At 46.4% G+C, this 18,891-nt stretch carries 14 protein-coding genes; 4 read left to right on the top strand and 10 right to left on the bottom strand.

Going from position 1 to position 18,891, the window contains the following annotated elements; all coding sequences use genetic code 11:
- Window positions 1-23: 23 nt before the first annotated feature.
- From SOHN41_RS03495 to SOHN41_RS03470, 6 genes are all read right to left on the bottom strand, one after another.
- Window positions 24-1,031 carry a DUF4382 domain-containing protein gene (locus SOHN41_RS03495; RefSeq protein WP_007645649.1) on the bottom strand — a complete coding sequence of 336 codons (1,008 nt, stop codon included), beginning with the start codon at window positions 1,029-1,031 and terminating at the stop codon, window positions 24-26.
- 330 nt (window positions 1,032-1,361) lie between these two features.
- On the bottom strand, window positions 1,362-1,898 hold the full coding sequence (locus tag SOHN41_RS03490; RefSeq protein ID WP_007645647.1) for a cytochrome b/b6 domain-containing protein: 537 nt from the start codon (window positions 1,896-1,898) through the stop codon (window positions 1,362-1,364).
- 9 nt (window positions 1,899-1,907) lie between these two features.
- Window positions 1,908-2,432, bottom strand: coding sequence for a menaquinone-dependent protoporphyrinogen IX dehydrogenase (gene hemG / locus SOHN41_RS03485; protein WP_037457980.1), 525 nt, complete (start codon window positions 2,430-2,432; stop codon window positions 1,908-1,910).
- A 279-nt stretch (window positions 2,433-2,711) separates the two neighbouring features.
- On the bottom strand, window positions 2,712-4,337 hold the full coding sequence (locus SOHN41_RS03480; RefSeq protein WP_007645643.1) for a di-heme oxidoredictase family protein: 1,626 nt from the start codon (window positions 4,335-4,337) through the stop codon (window positions 2,712-2,714).
- Window positions 4,338-4,492: 155 nt separating this feature from the next.
- Entirely contained in the window at window positions 4,493-5,653 is a 1,161-nt protein-coding gene (locus SOHN41_RS03475; protein WP_007645641.1) for an imelysin family protein, read from the bottom strand.
- A gap of 41 nt (window positions 5,654-5,694) precedes the next feature.
- Window positions 5,695-7,101, bottom strand: coding sequence for a hypothetical protein (locus tag SOHN41_RS03470; RefSeq protein ID WP_007645639.1), 1,407 nt, complete (start codon window positions 7,099-7,101; stop codon window positions 5,695-5,697).
- Window positions 7,102-7,367: 266 nt separating this feature from the next.
- Here SOHN41_RS03470 and SOHN41_RS03465 point away from each other — a divergent pair, with 266 nt between their 5' ends.
- From SOHN41_RS03465 to SOHN41_RS03450, 4 genes are all read left to right on the top strand, one after another.
- A complete protein-coding gene (locus SOHN41_RS03465; RefSeq protein WP_007645637.1) occupies window positions 7,368-8,576 on the top strand; it encodes an MFS transporter in 1,209 nt (402 codons plus the stop codon).
- Between the two features lie 165 nt (window positions 8,577-8,741).
- Window positions 8,742-9,581 (top strand): TIGR03899 family protein, encoded by an 840-nt coding sequence (locus tag SOHN41_RS03460; protein ID WP_037457977.1) that lies wholly within the window; start codon window positions 8,742-8,744, stop codon window positions 9,579-9,581.
- A gap of 142 nt (window positions 9,582-9,723) precedes the next feature.
- Window positions 9,724-11,958, top strand: coding sequence for a putative bifunctional diguanylate cyclase/phosphodiesterase (locus tag SOHN41_RS03455; protein ID WP_007645634.1), 2,235 nt, complete (start codon window positions 9,724-9,726; stop codon window positions 11,956-11,958).
- Window positions 11,955-13,853 (top strand): sensor histidine kinase, encoded by a 1,899-nt coding sequence (locus tag SOHN41_RS03450; protein ID WP_037457974.1) that lies wholly within the window; start codon window positions 11,955-11,957, stop codon window positions 13,851-13,853. The genes SOHN41_RS03455 and SOHN41_RS03450 overlap by 4 nt, the downstream gene beginning before the upstream one ends.
- Window positions 13,854-14,039: 186 nt before the next feature.
- Here SOHN41_RS03450 and cysC read toward each other — a convergent pair whose 3' ends face one another.
- The 4 genes from cysC to cysD form a co-directional block, all read right to left on the bottom strand.
- On the bottom strand, window positions 14,040-14,657 hold the full coding sequence (gene cysC / locus SOHN41_RS03445; RefSeq protein ID WP_007645632.1) for an adenylyl-sulfate kinase: 618 nt from the start codon (window positions 14,655-14,657) through the stop codon (window positions 14,040-14,042).
- Between the two features lie 64 nt (window positions 14,658-14,721).
- Window positions 14,722-16,446 (bottom strand): SLC13 family permease, encoded by a 1,725-nt coding sequence (locus SOHN41_RS03440; RefSeq protein WP_007645631.1) that lies wholly within the window; start codon window positions 16,444-16,446, stop codon window positions 14,722-14,724.
- Window positions 16,447-16,449: 3 nt separating this feature from the next.
- On the bottom strand, window positions 16,450-17,892 hold the full coding sequence (gene cysN / locus SOHN41_RS03435; RefSeq protein WP_007645630.1) for a sulfate adenylyltransferase subunit CysN: 1,443 nt from the start codon (window positions 17,890-17,892) through the stop codon (window positions 16,450-16,452).
- Between the two features lie 84 nt (window positions 17,893-17,976).
- Window positions 17,977-18,885, bottom strand: coding sequence for a sulfate adenylyltransferase subunit CysD (gene cysD, locus SOHN41_RS03430; protein ID WP_007645629.1), 909 nt, complete (start codon window positions 18,883-18,885; stop codon window positions 17,977-17,979).
- Between the last annotated feature and the right edge of the window lie 6 nt (window positions 18,886-18,891).

Below are 18,891 nucleotides of genomic sequence, written 5' to 3'. Positions count from 1 at the left end.
GGAAATCCACAACGGCATCGTGCCTATGGGAAATTACGCTCAGTGACCGCTTTTGCAGTAACAGTAATGCCCTGCTCATCGGCATAAATGAAAAATGGCGCACCCACATCGTCTGCACTATTGCTCACATCGGGATCATCATTCTGTGCCAAACAAGTGTAGCCTAGGCTGTAATCCCCAGTAACAACAAAACCAAATTCGTAGCCATGCCCAACAACTTGGCCAGTCGCATCAGTAATGTCATTGACGCGGGCGGCGGCAATAGGAGCGATTTCAGTGGCAGTATCGGCCTCAGGACGGAAATCCTTCATCTGCGCTAACCCAGTATTAGCGGGGTATAAGTAGACCGTGGGGGCAAATTCTGAACCGGTAGCAGCCATTTCGCATCCTTCCATCACGGTCGCACCCACTGTCCCCTTAATCGCCCCGACTTCGGATTGATTAAACAACTGAACTGAAGTTGGTTTCAAAGTCCAGTGGTCCTTGTTCCCGTGTGGCCCCTGCAATCCTTTATTTAAATTAAACTCGGCGACAAAGTTATTAACACCTGCCGCGATAGTAAATTTTTGATTGAAAAACAGTCTTCCTGTATCGCTATCCTCCGCACCGACGCCACCACAGGAACCATTACTATTGGTCACTAGCCCGTGCATCGCATCGCCCATAGTCTGCACAAATGAACTGTCCGTATTCGCCACAGTGCTATTTTTCATATAAAGGCACATTTGGTATTCACCAACGGGAATAGACTGACCACTGACTAAGGTTTCTACTGCACTGCCTTGAAACTCCAGCAAATCAACAAATTTGAGTTCACCATTAGGCATAACATTGAATGAATGACTGCCTGTATCATTTTTCAAAACGACTTGTTTAAATGCAATAACGACTGATCTGGCATCGGCGGGATTATCGGAGACGCCTAGACTAAAGGTTCCCATCTGGGGGACGGGATCATCGGAATCTGAGCCGCCACAACCAAACAGTAAACCCGTTAAAACAACAGCAAGAGCACTTTTTTGAATGTTCATAGGATACCTCCATTTAAGATTTCAAAAATAATTCTCAACGCTTCAATAGGCTTAGACTCATTTCTGCAAATAAAAAGACACTGATCTTTAGTAGAACATCTTGAAGAGACAGAGTAAGAGTCAAGCTTAGGGACGCATATGGAATTAAGTCTAAGAGTAAATGTATACCTTGTCGATGAACATGGGCTGAACGTTTAACAGCGTTTAACTACAGACAGAGTATGATTGCTGGGGAACAAACTTAAATATAGGTTCCGAATCATGATGTCTCTACGATAGGCGGAACTCAATCTCGGTGTAACAACGGAAAAAATAAAACAATTCTAGAATCTATTGACGAATAAATTCAATAATATGGGTTGCGGCCAGCACTATATGAATAACCAAAAAGGCGATAAAAGCTTGGGCAAATATTTGGTGATAAGTGCGCCATTCCATTGCCACGGCGGTATCTTGGTAGATAAACCACACTCCCCCCGTCAGCCCAGTTGCGACAAGTAATAACATACCCATGCCTTCCACTGTGCTGAATAACCCTTTACCACCCGCTACGGGGAGCTTACCTCGCGTGATCCCCACAATATCTTGCTTAAGTTGTGCCCAGTCCCCCATCAACCAACCAAAATATAAGTGCCACTTACCCTGTAAGGTATTGCGAACCAGAAATAACCCGCCGAGGAAGGCACAAAAAAGCCCGAGGTAAACATGGAGGTAATCCCAAATACTAGCGTGGCTTCTCAGGCTTCTGCCAATAAAAATCCATGGGCTAGTACACACTAATAAGGTAGAGCAAATCACAATCCAGACATGCAGATGCGCAAGCAAAATAGCCAATACTTTACTGAGCTTAGCGACCAGACTCGGCATTTAATCTCCTTACTTTGCTTGATGAATTTGCTCGGCAAACTCGGCTACTTTCTGCCAATCCGTATATTCAACATTAGTCACAGGATCCGTTGGGCCTTTAGTTAACCACATAATAAAACGGATAATGTTTCTATCTAGAGCGTTATAGCCTTGATAGTTTAAGTTACCACCAAAAACCTGTAACAATTTAGGTCGCCAAGTGGTTTTACTTAAAAAGGCCTGCATGTAAGGGTTCGTTTCGGGCGTATTTTTCTCCGGTTTACGGGCGACTAAACTCACGGAGAAAAAGCCCCCTACTTTTTGGGTTAACAGAGACTGATTTTTTTGAATAAACTCATATAAAACAGAGTTATGCTTACCATGGCGAATACTGGCACCTATGATAATTTTATCGAAGGACTCCATGGCTGGAACCGCCTTTATGTCCGCAATAACAACCGAATTGCCCGCGTCTCTAAGCTGCTGTGCTAGCTGATCCGTGATTTTACGGGTCTGGCCGTGGACACTGGAGAAAATGATCAGAATTTTTTTCACTTTAGTCTCGGTTTATCTCAACAAAAATAAGAAAAAGCGGCCTGAAAGATAATAGGAGGCGGCTTAAATTTATCTCCCAATAGGCAAACAGCCTATTACTCTATCGCATACTAGGTGATTTACTCACCCATTTACATGAAATAGATCACGAGCTTAGCGCCAAACAACTCAGGGATATGTGGTAGTTTTAGCCAGCTCACAAAAAAAAGGCAAACCCTGAGGTTTGCCCATACTGAGATATATTAAACAGGATGAATCGACAAATCATCCTGTCACTCCTTACAAAGACATTAAAAATGCAATGACTTGCTCACGTTCATTTTTAGATAAATTCATAAAGGCAATTTGACTCTTCTCAGCTTCACCACCATGCCACAATACCGCTTCTTCTAGGGTCGCGGCTCGTCCATCATGTAAGAAACCGGCTTGAGGATTGACCGTCTGGGTTAAACCTATGCCCCACAGTGGCCTTGTACGCCATTCGCTTCCCGAGGCTAAAAAGTCTGGTCGACCATCGGCGAGTCCTTCGCCCATGTCGTGTAATAATAAATCGGTAAAGGGATAAATCTTCTGTCCTTTTAAGCTATCACTCATGGCTCGCCCACCAATTTCACCACTCGTTTTAGTGGTATAAGAGGGCACATGACAAGCGGTACAATTAAGCAGAGTGAATAATCTCGCCCCCTCTCTTACATTCGGTTGAGCGACATTCCGCCTTGCAGGAACGGCCAAGGTTTCAGCATAAAAAACGACGGCATCGCTGAACTCGGCTCCGACTTCAGGCGCACCATTTTCATCTGCCCCTGTATCAATAAAACCAGTTCGAGTGAGATAAGCATCGTGTAGCGCCGTTCCTTTGATACTTTCATCGGGGAATAACGGATTAGTTATGCCAATATCGCCACGCATTGCACCTAGGGATTGTACACGCACACTCGGGGTATTCGCCTTCCAACCAAAACGACCTAAGGACACAGGTTCCTGCTCACCCGCTTGTGCCTTCACAGCATCAAAAACATAGTTTGCCTTTGCAGAGATCCCGTCATGATTTGCATCATTTTCATCGACATGTTGCAAAATATCCTCCTGCGCAATCGCTTCGAGCAGACCTAAGCCAAACACTGGCATGCCATTACGCCATCCCATTAACACATCGTCTTGCAAAAGATTTGAGGTCAAATTGGGGCTTTGCTTAGTTTCTCCTGGCGCATCATAGGGGTTTTCCACTTCAAATAGCGGCTTCTTCAATAAGACTTCAGTACCGTCGGGGTAGGTCACTGACTTTGCCTCATAGGATAAGTAAACATCCGCTTGCCCAATAAACTGATTCTGCTGCCAATCAACACGTGCCTGCAGTACGCCTCGATGAAACAGTTGTCCGCCGAAATCAGGTACTGGAATGGGTGCACAATAATCATTACTCGCATCGCCTTTAATACAGACATCCTTGGCAGCCTTACTTATCCGCAAAAAGATGCCCGCATCAGATCCCAGTTTGACTCGAGTCTGGCCTGCGCTGACTTGTGGAGTCGAATTACGTCCATCGCGTTGATGGCATGCATTGCAGTTAGCGTTATTAAATACAGGACCTAAACCATCTAACTCAGGGTGTTCAGCGTTTGGCGCCGTGGTAAAAGAAGTCTCAAAAAACTTATCGCCCACCATATGCAGCGCAAGTTCGGTCGCCGTTAGATTTACCGATGGTGTAGAAAAACCATGTCCAGAATTGCCTGCATCAAAGGTTGTTGTCGCGCCGCCGCTGGCAGTGATATCCGTATATTCAGGATAAACAATGGGTTCAGGTATTGGGGTATCAACATCTTGAGCATCGCCACTGCCACCACAGGCACTCAGCTGTAAACAGCCAATGAAAAAGGCGGGTAATAAAACGAGTCTGTTATTCATCAAAAATCTCACACAAATAAAATGACAAAGCAGCAACTATGCAATTGCATCCTTGCTGCTTAAGACATAACTCACCAAACGGGTTCCGTCGTTTAGCGTCATTTCATGACAATGCCAAGAACCGCTATCGCCTTAGCATTGCTCTGAATATGAAATTAAGATTTCCAACGAGAAAGTAATGGTATGACATCAGACTCAAGTGTGGTTTTCAGCTTAGTCAAGGCATCCACTGCCACTTGAATTCTTGCCCTTCCCGCATCATCTTTAATCGCTTGACGGAAAGGCTGTTGATTGCTGCCAGCAATAGCGCGGATCTTGATAATGGCATCATCGATTTCACTGCTAACACGTGTCGCTAAGTTCGCATCGGCAGCGGCCACGAAGTTAATGATGCCCTGACGATCACTGTTACCGGTAAACTCTCCTTGATATACATTTCGTACCCCAATGATGTTATTGGCAAAGTCATCTAATGAGTTCCAAGAATATTGCGACTCCACCTTTGAAGTATCAGCGGTGGCAAGGGAATCACCAAAGGGATCGGCAATCTTACCGTTACCAACCTCATCGACAATCGCGATCATGCCATTGATCAACTCTTCAACTACAGCCAATTGCGATGAGTAAATAGTATTGCCTGCTACACCGGGATTCTTCAGCAACTCAGCATAGGATTTAGCGGCAGTATCTTGCGGATTGTGGTTTACCTGCCAAGCGTCGTCGAGCTGCTTAGTGTAATCACGGAACACTTCGGCCAATGCAATGAGATACTCACGTTCTTTTGCTGTTAACTGACTGATAGGTTTAGTATTACTATTCACACCATCGCCGAATAATAAGAATTCAATGGTATGAAAACCTTGTACATCATCGTTCCAGCCCTTAATCGTCTCAGCATCAAAACCTGAATTAGAATTTAGCTGTGTTTGTAGATCGGTCGTATTAAGCGGCCAGCTATCAAGATGTGGATCGATACTGAGTGAGTCTACTGGGCCAAAAATATGTGATTCACCTTGCTCCCATGGTAAACGTGCCGCTTTCCACGCAGCTTGAGCAGCGTCTAAATCCGCTTGTGCCGTTGAGTTAGTGAGCTTCTGAGTCGCCAGTAAAAGTGCTTGCGCTTTCGCGGCTAAGTCCGCATAACCAGCCACGATAACGTCATCGGTCAAGTTAATGATCATCTCAGTGGCGGCGTAACTAAAGCGATTATCCGGCGTTGTCGGTGTTGTGGGCGTTGAATCATCCGATCCAGAGCCACCACAGGCAGCTAAGGTACTCATAAGGGCGATGGCTATTGCCGTTTTACGTAATGTCATAGTGCTTAATTTCCTATTTGTTCCATCAAAAGTGAATGTGACTAGAGCGAAAATTGGTAACCCACGCCAAGGGCGAAGAAATTAGTATCGGGAATGCTCGCTACGGCCACTTGTTGTAAGCCTGCTTCCGCTTTAATCACTATCTGGGAGATAGGGAAATAGTTAATGCCGACACTGGTCCAAGTATTTTCAAAACGCTGAGTCGCCGTGCCAGTTTCGACTTCCATCAAAGGATTGGAATAATCTATGTTGGCAAAAACGGTTAACGGAAGAGAGGTGAAATGATTCAAATCGATGCCCGCTTCGACAAAAAAGGCCTGTGACTGCGATCCTAGCTGTGCGAAGTTACCTGGCCTTAAGCCTGGCGTTGTTTTATTGGCTTGGGTAATGGCATCGCTGTCGCTTAAGGTGCCGTAGAGATACTGACCGCGTAAGATCCAAGGACCTTCAACATAAGCCGCGGCGACTGACACTATGCTAACTGTGCCATCCACATTGATTTTATTACTCTTGTGACGATTACCACTGGTATTGCCATAGTAGTAAGCGACACCAACGGCGGAACCTTTTTTAAAGTTGCCGTAATCTAGACGTCCTGCAAATGCTAAATCGTCACCATTAACATGCTCGAATCGTTTTTGATGACCCGATGCAGCCCAATCATAGGTTCTAAAATATTCTGAATTGAGACCACTGATAATTTGGGCCTGATAGTGGAAATCGGCCATTTCACCATATATTCCGATACCGTTTTCATTCCAAACGGCGGGGATCATGGCGGCTTCGCTTCGATGACGCATCACAGTAAGATATTGATTTGGTTTGTGCAGCATACTGGTCAAGCCAATAGGAACATGGATATTACCAAATTTAATCCCAAAGGCTTTAGAGGGACGATAACGCAGCTCGGCCTTTTCAATCATCACCTCACCGCCAGCTTCGACTTCTGTTTCAAATTCACCGAACTCATCAAAACCATCATATTCTAAGGCGACGCCTGTGCCGCCATGTTCATACTCTATTTCGACTTCCATGCTCCAAGCATCGGTAAATTGATAGCCGAACTCAGTGACAACGCGCTCTAAATCGAAACGATTACGGCGCTCTGGTGTGGTGTCTTGGACATTATCAAAGTACTCATCACTGGTATAAACGGCGGTACCGTAGGATTGAAATGAAAACTTGCTAAGTTTATCGGCGGCGGTTTCAACACTATTTACCGTGGTATTGGTCTTAGTTTGATAGTCTGCCTGCTGAACTTGCTGCTGTTTCTGTTGCGCTGCTAATTCCGATAACTGCTGCTTTAATTCTTGTAATTGAGCCTCTTGCCTTGCGATAGCCTGCTCTAAAATCGCAGGGTCCGTCGCTGCCTGTGCGGTGCAATTAACCCCACCTATGAACGCAGTGACCAGGATGGCCAGTGAACTCAACTTTAACTCTGCTCTCATTTCTTTCTCCGCGCTGTGTAACAGCTTCCCCGTAAATGCGCGAACAAAATAGATCAATTGAGAATGATTTGCATTAGAATTTACAAATAAATTTACAAATAAATTACATTAGAATCTGATTGTATACCGGATCTGACGGCCGTATTTTCATTCAAAAAAATCGCGATATTGATTCATAAACCACACATTATTTAAGCGTTAAGTTATCTAGCCTAATTACCAAAAAAGCATTAGCATTTGTAGACTTATCGCCTGAGTCCATATCCATGAAATCCATTCAAACCAAAGATCCTAAAGCACTCTTGCTGTGGATGACCTTTGTAATGTCATTAGTGTTCGCAGTCTGGCAAGCCCTACTCAATAACTTCGTGATTGAAAAAGCGCAATTCACCGGTGCTGAAATTGGTATGCTACAAAGCCTGAGGGAAATACCCGGCTTTCTCGCCTTTACCGCCATCTTTGTACTACTACTAATCCGCGAGCAAGCCTTCGCTCTACTGTCACTGGCACTGTTATGTATTGGTGTGGCCATAACAGGCTTTTTCCCTCAGGTAATGGGGCTATATATCACCACGGTATTGATGTCAGTTGGATTTCACTATTTTGAAACCATAAATCAATCACTCACGCTCCAATGGGTCGATAAAAAAGATGCCGCAGGATTTATGGGTAAAGCACTGGCGTGGCGCTCAGCGGCGGCCCTTGTGGGCTACGGGAGTATCTGGCTGGTGATGACATGGCTTAAGTTGGACTACTGGCATATGTATCTGATTATTGGGATCTTAGGTCTCATTATGGTACTGAGCATGGGCCTCTACTATCCAGAGTTTGAGACCAAAGAGGTTCAACATAAAAAGATTATCCTGCGCAAACGCTACTGGCTGTATTACCTGCTGACCTTCTTTTCGGGGGCAAGGAGGCAGATTTTTATGGTCTTCGCGGGCTTTATGATGGTCGAGAAATTCGGCTATAGCGTCAGTGAAATCACGGCCTTATTTTTGATCAACTATGTGGTAAATTTACTCTTTGCCCCCGCTATCGGTCGTGTTATTGGTCGAATTGGCGAACGTAATGCACTTGCTGTGGAATATATTGGGCTCTTTTTTGTCTTCGTCAGTTACGCGTTAGTCGAGCAGCCCCATATGGCTGCAGCGCTGTATGTTATCGATCATTTGTTGTTTGCCATGGCGATTGCCATGAAGACCTACTTCCAAAAAATCGCCGACAGTAAGGACATCGCAGCAACCATGTCAGTCAGTTTTACCATTAACCATATCGCCGCGGTCATCATTCCCGTACTCCTAGGCTTATTATGGTTAACGGACCCTGCTCTTGTCTTTTATATTGGTGCAGGTTTTGCCGTATGTTCCTTAATATTGGCGCTCAATGTTCCGCGCCATCCTGAACCCGGTAACGAAACCTTATGGTCTTGGTCAGGCAAAAATGCGAAAACCATTGCCAAAGTTGCCGAATAAAGCGACATAATAGCTGAACAGCGAATAAGCTAGGTGAGATATTCCCTCGAAATACTTAGCCCAATGCCTAGGCCAAGTTAGAGATTGAAACTAAAGGTACAACTTAAGGTGCGAGCACACCAAGCCCTCACCTTCACCCCTAATGCAGGCTCAAGGATTAACCCGATGAAGGATTCAGATATTTTAATGTTGGCAGAAGAAGGCGAGTCAACATCCGAGGTATCCGCTCGCAAAAAGGCCCTGCTTCTCGGACGCCAATTAGGCTTAGCCAGTGAGCAAGATTATCGCCCTGCAAATGCTTCCATTGCAGAGCGGGCACAGCATAGGGCACGTAAACTATCGAGCCAATACCAGGCCAATGTTGAAACTATCTTTGCCCTTGCTTTGAGCTATACCCCATCGGATGTAACGGGTGTAGATCTCGATCCCGACTGGAGCCACCAGTTCTTTCTAATGGCGGAGCAAATCCATAACCGTAGGATGCAAGACTTATGGGCACGGATACTATCGAGCGAGATAGTCAATCCCGGTAACTTCAGTCTGCGCACCTTAGCGCTACTCAAGCAACTGACCCACAGGGAAGCACAAATTCTAGAAAAAGCCCTCGGTATGGCTGCAAAGGTTAATAACGAACAACGGCTAAAACTGATCAGTGGCTATCGGCTATCCGGTGGGATTGGGCAATACTTTAGAAAAACGACTTCGGTCAATTTAGGCTTATCCCAGTTTGGTCTGCCCTACTCCAGCATTCTGACCTTAGTCGATGCGGGGATACTGCACAGCAGCGAGTTCGAAACTGGCTTACTCAACAATAAAACGCCCATCCAATTTGCCCTGCAGGGCATACAAATGAAACTCACGCCTAAGAGTGGCAACCTGCTTTTTAGCTATTATCGCTTCACGCCGATTGGTGATGAACTCGCCCAACTCGTGCAACCTAAGCCAGATCAAGAATACCTTAAGGCCCTACAACTCTTGTTTGCTAAGGATTTTAAGATCGAGTAGTGATATAACCATTTATATAATTGACTAATCAAAATACTTGCTTGAATTAACCCCATCTGTCGCAAATACTCTATGTATAAAAAATGCTCGTTTTATTTGCTGAGTAAATAAGGATGCGAAGGGCATCTCAAGGATGGAGATAATGATTAGCCAAGAACAAGATGTCTTTTTTTTAGACGAACAGCCTTCACCACAACACCTCGAAAATCAAAAAATAGTCAAAATACTCGCGGTGGACGATGACACAAACTTTCAACGTTCAACCGCCTTTGCGTTATCTACCCTTAAAGTATTAGATTGTAAAATTGAGCTAACACAAACCTTTAGCTATGCAGAAGCTTGCCAAGTGTTAGCGGAGGAAATTGATTTTGCGATCGCCTTAGTCGATGTGATGATGGAAACCGAAGATGCAGGTCTACGTTTGGTGCGTGCCATTCGGGAAGTGCTCGGCAACGAAAAAATCCGCATCATTCTGCTTACGGGTCAGCCAGGTATGGCCCCGATTTTCGATGTAATGCGTGATTACGACATCAACGACTATTGGACTAAATCCGAGCTATCGGCCGATAGACTGCAAACTATCCTCACCACCAGCCTGCGCTCATATCAACAAATTAGCAGTATTGCCAATGCTAAGCGTGGCTTACAACTGATTGCCGAGTCCAGCGGCGCACTCTACACCTCACGCAATATCAAAGAACTCTCAGGCAAGATGTTGCGTCAGTTATCTACCTTATTAAACCTGCCCCATGGTGGCATTGTCTGCGTAAAATCGACAAATGAATTAACCGAACAAGGTATTTCCCACCAAATCATTGCCGCATCAGGTGAGTTTGAACCGTATTTTGGCTATTCATTACAACAACTTGAGCAACAACACATACGGGCGCAACTTGAACTTTGCCTGAGCCGCAGGGAATCTCGTATTGAAAATGACTTTACTTGCCTCTTTTTTCCTGACGAACTTGCAGGCGCGGATTACTCGGTTTATTTAGCCACAGGTAGGCCACTGGATATTACGGAAATAGAAATGATCCGCGTGTTTAGCATGAATATTTGTGGCGGCCTGCACAGTGTGTCACTAATGAGTCAGCTAGATAAGATTGCCTTTGAGGATCCGCTACTTAAGATACCCAATCGCAACGTGTTGATCCGCACCCTAGAAGGTGTACTCACAGAGAATATTCGTGAAAAATTTAATTTATTGCTCATAGATATTGATAAGTTTTCCGACTTTAATCATGTATTTGGTTCGTCCCAAGGCAACGAGATGCTCAAACACGTTGCCTCTTGTTTGCGCGAACACTTTGATGCTTGTGTATTAGTCGCCCGCCTCAAAGATGATATTTTTGCGGTGCTCGGCCCCAAAACGTTAGTGACCTCTGACATTATTAGCCGACTCTTTACCCAACCCTATCAACAGGGAAAATCGAAGATCACGGTCAATATTAGCACTGTGACACTGCCGCTAGAATTAGCCGATGGCACTGCGGTTGACGCCATAACGCAAGCCAATATGGCCATGAAAAACGCAAAAAAAATCGGTATTAGACAACACGTGACTTACCAACAAATCAATGACGATAATGTGGCCTATCACTTCGAACTCTTACAATCGCTGCAACACAGTATTACCTGTAATGACATCCATATTGCACTACAGCCGCAAGTCTGCATCAAAACGGGTGAAGTCGTCGGGGTTGAAGCGCTGGCTCGCTGGACCTTACCAAATGGTCAAAATGTGCCGCCGTTGGATTTTATCCCCATCGCCGAAGCGACAGGTTTGATCACCCAACTCGGTGAGCAACTATTTGTGCAATCTTGCCAAGCGCTATCTGTGCTCAACAAGGCCGGATATAACCATTTACGTATAGGAGTCAATTTATCGGCCATGCAGCTTGAACAGGAAAACATAGTCGATATTTTAAAGCAGCACATTGCCGACGCACACATGCCACCAGGTCAGATAGAAGTTGAAGTCACTGAATCGATTGCGATGCAGAATTTCGAAACCATCCGCAAGCAATTAAATGAATTACGCTCGATAGATATTAAGGTAGCCATTGACGATTTTGGTACCGGATTTTCCTCATTAGCCTATCTCAGCAAGCTGACCTTCGACCGCATTAAGATTGATAAATCCTTCATCGACAATATCACCTTCGATGATGGCGCAGCCGCGATAGTCGATAGCATTATCTTGCTGGGACAACGCTTTAACATGAATGTGATTGCCGAAGGTGTCGAGACAATGGAACAAGTGAAATGGCTAAGCAACCGCGGTTGCCATGATGCGCAAGGCTACTTTTATGCTAAACCCATGCTACTGCCGGAGTTATTAACTTGGCTTCAAAACTATCAAAAAACACCACTATGATAGCCCCCTCACACGTGGCTCACCCCTCTTTTGGGGGCTATTGGCTCAGATTCATGCTGCCGTGGTTATTGTTGGTGCCCATACTCACGACATTGCTCTATCAAAAGCGCCATGAAGATGCCATGGCGCCCCTATACCAAGAGGCGAACACCCTGTTAGCCGATGCGGCTAAAACAATTGCCTACCATTTGGGGAATATTAGGCGCGACGCCCTATTTCTCGCTAAATATCAAACACTCCTCGATGCGGCGGCGGGAAGTGTGCAAGATCTGACTCAGGTCGAACATTTCTTCGAAAGCTTTAGTGCCGCATCGCAAAACTACGATCAAGTGCGTTGGCTCGATAACGATGCCTTCGAGAAAGTAAGAGTGAATCTTATTCAAGGCCATCCGCAAGTGGTTGCTAAGCCATTATTGCAATCAAAGGCCGACCGTTATTACTCCATCCAAAGTTTAAGCTTACCACCCGATAATTTTTACATATCCCCCTTAGACTTGAATGTCGAAAAGGGGAAAATAGAAACCCCAATCAAGCCAGTGTTGAGAGTCACTACTCCAGTGTTTTTACCTTCGGGCGAGCGCCAAGGGTTTATTGCCCTCAACTTTCTCGCCCAATCAATGTTGGACGCTATTGCCAAGATTACGGCTAACAGCAATACAGAGCTTTCACTGCTCAATAAAGAGGGGTACTGGCTACTCTCACCAAACCCAGAACTCACCTGGGGATTTATGTTTAATCGCCCCGATTTAACCTTAGCTAAGCTCAATCCCGATGCTTGGCAACAAATCACCCAACATGGCGAAGGTGCCTTTATCACCCCCGAAGGCCTCTGGGATTATGAAACCGTCCAAGACGCAACGAATACTTCCGACCAAGATTGGAAACTCGTGATACGGATCCCCAACGATCAACTCTCAAAGATTAATCGACGCAGCCTGTTAGAAGCGCTCAGCCTAGGAGTTTTATTGCTGTTACTTGGTGGTGGCATTTGTTGGCGCGCTGCAAAGTCCATGCGGGAGCGGGACAACTTAAATCAAGAGTTAACCGCACAACAGCAAAAACTCACCCAATCCAATACGGCGTTAGCCGAGTCGTTACAACACTTACACGACACACAGAAACAACTGATTGAGACAGGAAAACTCTCATCCTTAGGCATGATGGTGGCGGGCGTAGCCCATGAGCTGAATACCCCAGTCGGCGCAGCACAGGTCACGCTATCGAGTATGATAAATGAATGTACTAAGCTACAAACCGCCTTCGAAACGGGTCTTAAGCGCTCCGAACTCGACACCTACTTTATCCACTTCCACGAGGGTGCAGATATAGTGCAAGCCAACTTAAGCAGAGCCGCGACCTTAGTCAGTAGCTTCAAACGCTTAGCCGTCGATAGAACAAGGGAAGAGCGCCGTAATTTTAAGCTCACGAGTCTAGTTCAGGACATGCTGCATACCTCGTGGTTACGGATGAAGAAACAATCCCATGAGCTCGAAATCGACATTGCCCCCAATATAGAACTGAACAGTTACCCAGGCGCGCTCGGACAATCCCTTGAAAACCTCGTCACCAATGCGATAACCCATGCCTTCGAAAGTGCGGTAAATGGCCAGATAAAAATCTCGGCGCAGATGATAAAAGACCAGATGGTCGAAATCACAATATCAGATAACGGTACAGGGATGAGTGAGGAAACGATGAAACAAATCTTCGATCCCTTCTTCACCACTCGCAGGGGCAATGGCGGAACAGGGCTGGGTTTACACTTAACCTATCAACTCGTCAGCCAACTTCTTGGCGGAAAAATCACGGTTAGCAGCACATTAGGTAAAGGCAGCGTTTTCTGTCTGACAATCCCCGTCATAGCCCCAGAAGCCGCCGAGCTGAATCTGAATTAATCGGTAATACGCAGAGGCGACTGAGAACCAGATGCTGTCGAATATGATGAGACTTAGTGTTTGAACACGGTACTTGAATATCAGCATTGAACATAGCTAACTCATTACACCCATAACAAAACAGGAACCCAAGGCTCCTGTTTTTTATGACAATTCAATCACTCGCTAGGGCATGACTTGTTATAACTAGGCGAGCGCTTTGGCCTTATCGGCATTGATAACATTGATTGCCGTCAGATAATCGATTAAGGCGCGCACTTGAGTCGCTAAATCGCCTTTGCTGGTATCTATGGTCAATTCTGCCGCCAATGGTGCTTCATAGGGTGATGAGATACCCGTGAAATTGCTGATCTCACCACTGCGCGCTTTCACATATAAACCCTTAGGGTCACGCTGCTCGCACACACTTAATGGCGTAGACACATGCACTTCGATGAACTGCCCTGCGGGGAAGCGGGCACGAATGCTATCGCGCTCCTCACGGGTCGGGGAAATAAAGGCCGATAACACCACAAGCCCTGCATCCACCATCAACTTGGCCACTTCGCCCACACGGCGTAGGTTCTCGTCACGGTCTTCAACGGTAAACCCTAAGTCTTTACACAGGCCATGGCGCACATTATCGCCATCGAGCAAATAAGTGTGGAATCCCGCCTCAAATAACGCCCGCTCTAATGCACCGGCCAGTGTCGATTTACCCGCGCCAGAAAGTCCGGTAAACCAGAGTAATACAGGATTTTGCCCCTTTTGTTCGGCTCGCGCTGCTTGATCTACAGGATGTTGATGCCACACAATATTTGTCATAAAAACTCCTCAATCCCCATGCTGTCAAACGGCTTGCACAAGGGCAATAAACTCAAGCTAATCACTAAAATGGAAAGATGATCGGCACCATAAATATCACTATCAGGGAATACAGCACAGATAACGGTAATCCTAGGCGGATGAAGTCACTGAAGCGATAATTACCCGCATTAAATACCATCAAATTGGTTTGATAGCCGTAGGGCGAAATAAAGCTCGCGCTGGCACCAAAGACGACGGCCATAATAAAGGGTCTTGCATCGACACCGTAATTAAGTGCAATCGCATAGGCGATAGGAAAGGCCAGCGCCGCTGCCGCATTATTAGTGATCAGTTCAGTCAACAACAAGGTCATCAAATACACACCGACAAAGGCGCCAAACACCCCATAACCGTTGATAACCGAGAGTAAACCTTGGGCTAAACTGTCCGCAAGACCAGTGCTCATCATCAAGTTCGCGAGACCCAATGCACTCCCCACTATCACCACCAATTCCAATGGGAAACGGCGTTTCAGTTCAGAGAGGGTGACAGCGCCGATGGCAAAATAACTGAGCAACAGGAGCACTAACCCCTTAGCCAAGGGTAATACGCCAGTGACACTCAAGGCGATCGTTGCCGCAAAGCCGAGCAATACCCAACGACCACGACGACTGTCTAAACGCACATTTAAATCGAGACCACTGATCGCGGCAAACTCTGAGCTGAGTTTCGCACTGGTGCGAAAACCATCCCCAGGCGTCAGTAGTAACACATCACCGGGTTGCAGGATAATGTCGCCGAGCCCGCCTTTCAGCGGATGATGCCCACGGCGAATTGCCATCACGGCCGCATCAAACTGCTCACGAAAACGCGATTCTTTCAACGAACTGCCGACTAAATTGGATGATGGCGCGAGCACAGCTTCGATCAGGTTTTGCCCCTTGGCTTGATGCTTACCAAACCAATCTAAACCATCGAATTGATGCAATAACTCAACCGATTCCACCGCGCCACTGAATCTTAATACATCGTCCGCTTGCAGCACTAACTGGGGCGGAACAGGGCAAATACAAATGCCGCTGCGTTCTAATTCAACCAGATATAACTTCTTCAGTGCCCTGAGTTTGTTATCGACCACACTGCGGCCAACTAAGGACGAACCTTTAGCCACGTGGGCTTCGAGCAAATAAGGCAGCGTCTCTTCATCCGATTCTTCCCGTCTGTCGGGCAGAATATTCGCCAGTAGGATCAGTAACAACATACCAGCGATGACGATCACAACAGCGACAGGCGTGAACTCGAAAAAACCTAAGGCGGGTAAACCCGCGTTTTCCACAAAGGAGTTCACGATCAAGTTGGTCGAGGTACCAATCAGTGTCAGTGTGCCGCCTAAAATCGCCGCATAATTTAACGGCAACAATAACTTAGCGGGTGCATGCACCTGATTACGGCGCACAACACCGATAAGCGATGCCACGACCGCAGTATTATTGGTAAAAGACGACAGCAACGCCGTCGAAAACCCAAGCTTTGTCAGTGTTATAGGTAAAGAACTATTGCCTATGACTTGGCTCAACTTTCCCAGCAAGGACGTCTTTTCTAACGCCGTTGCAGCCAGCACCAATAGGACAAGCGTGACTAAGCCAATATTTGTAAAGCTTGTTAATGCAGTATCGAGCGCAACCATGCCCAGCAGATAACAGAGCAAATATGCAAATAAAAACAATACTGCTGGGTTGATTCGGCCGCTAACTAAGCCAGCCACTAAGCCAAACAAAATCATCGCTAATAGCCACAGATCAGTCACGAATTAAGCTCCAAGCTTTGTGATATCAATGGCTTGCCAATGTGGGAAATGTTTACGCACTAAGGCATTAAACTCAACCTCAAAGGCACTGAATTGTGAAGGCACTTGCTTGCTCACATGCTGACCCGATACCACCATAACCGCGGCAACCGTCGCATTAGTGAGGCGATCGATTAAGATCATCCCACCCGTATCACGCACTAACGAATAGGCATCGAATACTATGTCTTCGGTCAGTTCTAAGGTCACGCGGGCAATGGCATTTAGCCCAAGTGTGTCCGTCGCGCTGCGTGCTAAGGTGTTAACGTCAACCACATATTCAATTGCCGTAACAGAAGCTTGCGTCTTCTTACCCGCCACTTTGATATCGTATAACTGACCGAGTTGTAATGGTTTTTCATCCATCCACACTATGTCGGCGCTGATCACGTTAGCCACGGCGGGGGCTGAGTCGGGTTTGGCCAGTAAATCGCCGCGTGAAATATCAATTTCATCCTCGAGCGTAATAGTCACAGCTTGACCAGCAACGGCCTCCTCTAGGTCGCCATCGAAGGTGACAATACGATCAACCTTACTGCGTTTGCCCGATGGTAAGGCCACCAACTCGTCACCAACCTTGATGATACCCGAGGCTAACGTGCCCGCAAAACCGCGGAAATCTAAGTTAGGACGCGACACATATTGCACCGGGAAACGCACGGGCAATGCGCTAAGTTCACGTTGAGTATCAATAGTTTCTAGCAGTTCGAGTAGAGTACCGCCTTGATACCAAGGGCTTTGGGTACTGCGCTCAACCACGTTATCACCATTAAGCGCCGATAACGGCACAAAGTGGATATCAAGGTTACCGAAATCTTTGACAAAATCAGTAAAATCGGCACGAATGCGGTTGAAAACTTGCTCGTCAAACCCAAGCAAATCCATCTTGTTGACGGCAACAACGAAGTGACGAATGCCAAGTAATGAAGCGATAAATGCATGGCGCTTGGTCTGAGTCTGCACACCATAGCGGGCATCGACTAAGATCACCGCTAAATCACAGGTCGAAGCGCCCGTTGCCATATTGCGGGTGTACTGTTCATGGCCAGGGGTATCGGCGATGATGAACTTACGCTTATCACTTGAAAAGTAGCGGTAAGCGACATCGATAGTGATGCCTTGTTCGCGCTCGGCTTGCAGACCATCCACCAGCAAAGCTAAGTCGATAGCTTCACCTGTGGTGCCCATCTTAGCGCTGTCGCTCTTTAGGCTCGCTAATTGGTCTTCATAAATTTGAGCGCTGTCGTGTAACAGACGGCCGATTAAGGTGCTTTTACCGTCATCGACACTGCCACAGGTTAAAAAGCGCAGCAGACCTTTATGTTGCTGCTGAACTAAATATTCTTTCACCCCATGGAGGCTGATTTCTGCCGCCATACGATTGGTTTTATTGACTGCTTTATCCATCGTTATTTCACTCTTGATCTGTTTAGCTAAAGGGCACGCTGCACTAGCGCCACCTTCGCGAAATAGGGTTAACCTGAGGCCTGATTAGAAGTAGCCTTGGCGCTTCTTCTGCTCCATGGAGGCACTTTGATCTGAGTCGATCAATCGGCCTTGGCGTTCGCTTGAACGGGTTAACAGCATTTCTTCAATAATCTTCTCTAGGCTATCGGCCTCGGAATGCATGGCCGCCGTGAGTGGGTAACAACCTAAGGTTCTGAAACGTACCACTTCTTCTTTTATCTGCTCGCCTTCAGCTAACTGCATCCGCTCATCATCGGCTAAGATCAACTGACCGCCACGCTCAACCACTGGGCGTTTAGCAGCAAAGTATAAAGGTACTAACTCTATGTTTTCTTGATAGATATACTGCCAAATATCCAATTCTGTCCAGTTAGATAAGGGGAACACGCGAATACTTTCGCCCTTGTTTACCGCGCCGTTATAGGTACGCCACAGTTCAGGGCGTTGGTTTTTAGGGTCCCATCTGTGGTGACGGTCGCGAAAGGAATACACCCGCTCTTTGGCGCGAGATTTTTCTTCGTCGCGGCGAGCACCACCGAAGGCCGCATCGAAACCATATTGGTTAAGAGCTTGTTTTAAGCCTTGGGTTTTCATGATATCAGTGTGTTTAGCACTGCCATGGTCGAAGGGATTAATCCCCTGGGCTAAACCTTCTGGATTGATATGAGTCAGTAACTCGAAGCCAAATTTCTTTGCCTGCGCATCACGAAAGGCGATCATCTCTTTGAATTTCCAGCCCGTATCGACATGCAGTAACGGGAATGGGATCTTGCCCGGATAAAAGGCTTTACGCGCTAAATGCAACATAACGGAAGAATCTTTCCCGATGGAATACAACATCACAGGATTATCGAATTCGGCTGCAACTTCACGAATGATCTGGATGCTCTCAGCTTCCAGTTGTTGTAAGTGGCTTAATTCACGCCCGGCCATACTATT

The sequence above is a fragment of the Shewanella sp. HN-41 genome, assembly GCF_000217915.1.
In the GTDB taxonomy this organism is placed as follows: domain Bacteria; phylum Pseudomonadota; class Gammaproteobacteria; order Enterobacterales; family Shewanellaceae; genus Shewanella.
This window is presented reverse-complemented; position numbering and strand designations above follow the sequence as displayed.

Bases quoted from the DNA above. Each gene is read 5' to 3' on its own strand.
- SOHN41_RS03495 (WP_007645649.1), bottom strand. From the start codon at position 1,031: ATGAACATTCAAAAAAGTGCTCTTGCTGTTGTTTTAACGGGTTTACTG.
- SOHN41_RS03465 (WP_007645637.1), top strand. From the start codon at position 7,368: ATGAAATCCATTCAAACCAAAGATCCTAAAGCACTCTTGCTGTGGATG.
- SOHN41_RS03480 (WP_007645643.1), bottom strand. From the start codon at position 4,337: ATGAATAACAGACTCGTTTTATTACCCGCCTTTTTCATTGGCTGTTTA.
- SOHN41_RS03450 (WP_037457974.1), top strand. From the start codon at position 11,955: ATGATAGCCCCCTCACACGTGGCTCACCCCTCTTTTGGGGGCTATTGG.
- cysC (WP_007645632.1), bottom strand. From the start codon at position 14,657: ATGACAAATATTGTGTGGCATCAACATCCTGTAGATCAAGCAGCGCGA.
- SOHN41_RS03490 (WP_007645647.1), bottom strand. From the start codon at position 1,898: ATGCCGAGTCTGGTCGCTAAGCTCAGTAAAGTATTGGCTATTTTGCTT.
- SOHN41_RS03460 (WP_037457977.1), top strand. From the start codon at position 8,742: ATGAAGGATTCAGATATTTTAATGTTGGCAGAAGAAGGCGAGTCAACA.
- SOHN41_RS03455 (WP_007645634.1), top strand. From the start codon at position 9,724: ATGATTAGCCAAGAACAAGATGTCTTTTTTTTAGACGAACAGCCTTCA.
- SOHN41_RS03470 (WP_007645639.1), bottom strand. From the start codon at position 7,101: ATGAGAGCAGAGTTAAAGTTGAGTTCACTGGCCATCCTGGTCACTGCG.
- cysD (WP_007645629.1), bottom strand. From the start codon at position 18,885: ATGGCCGGGCGTGAATTAAGCCACTTACAACAACTGGAAGCTGAGAGC.
- SOHN41_RS03475 (WP_007645641.1), bottom strand. From the start codon at position 5,653: ATGACATTACGTAAAACGGCAATAGCCATCGCCCTTATGAGTACCTTA.
- cysN (WP_007645630.1), bottom strand. From the start codon at position 17,892: ATGGATAAAGCAGTCAATAAAACCAATCGTATGGCGGCAGAAATCAGC.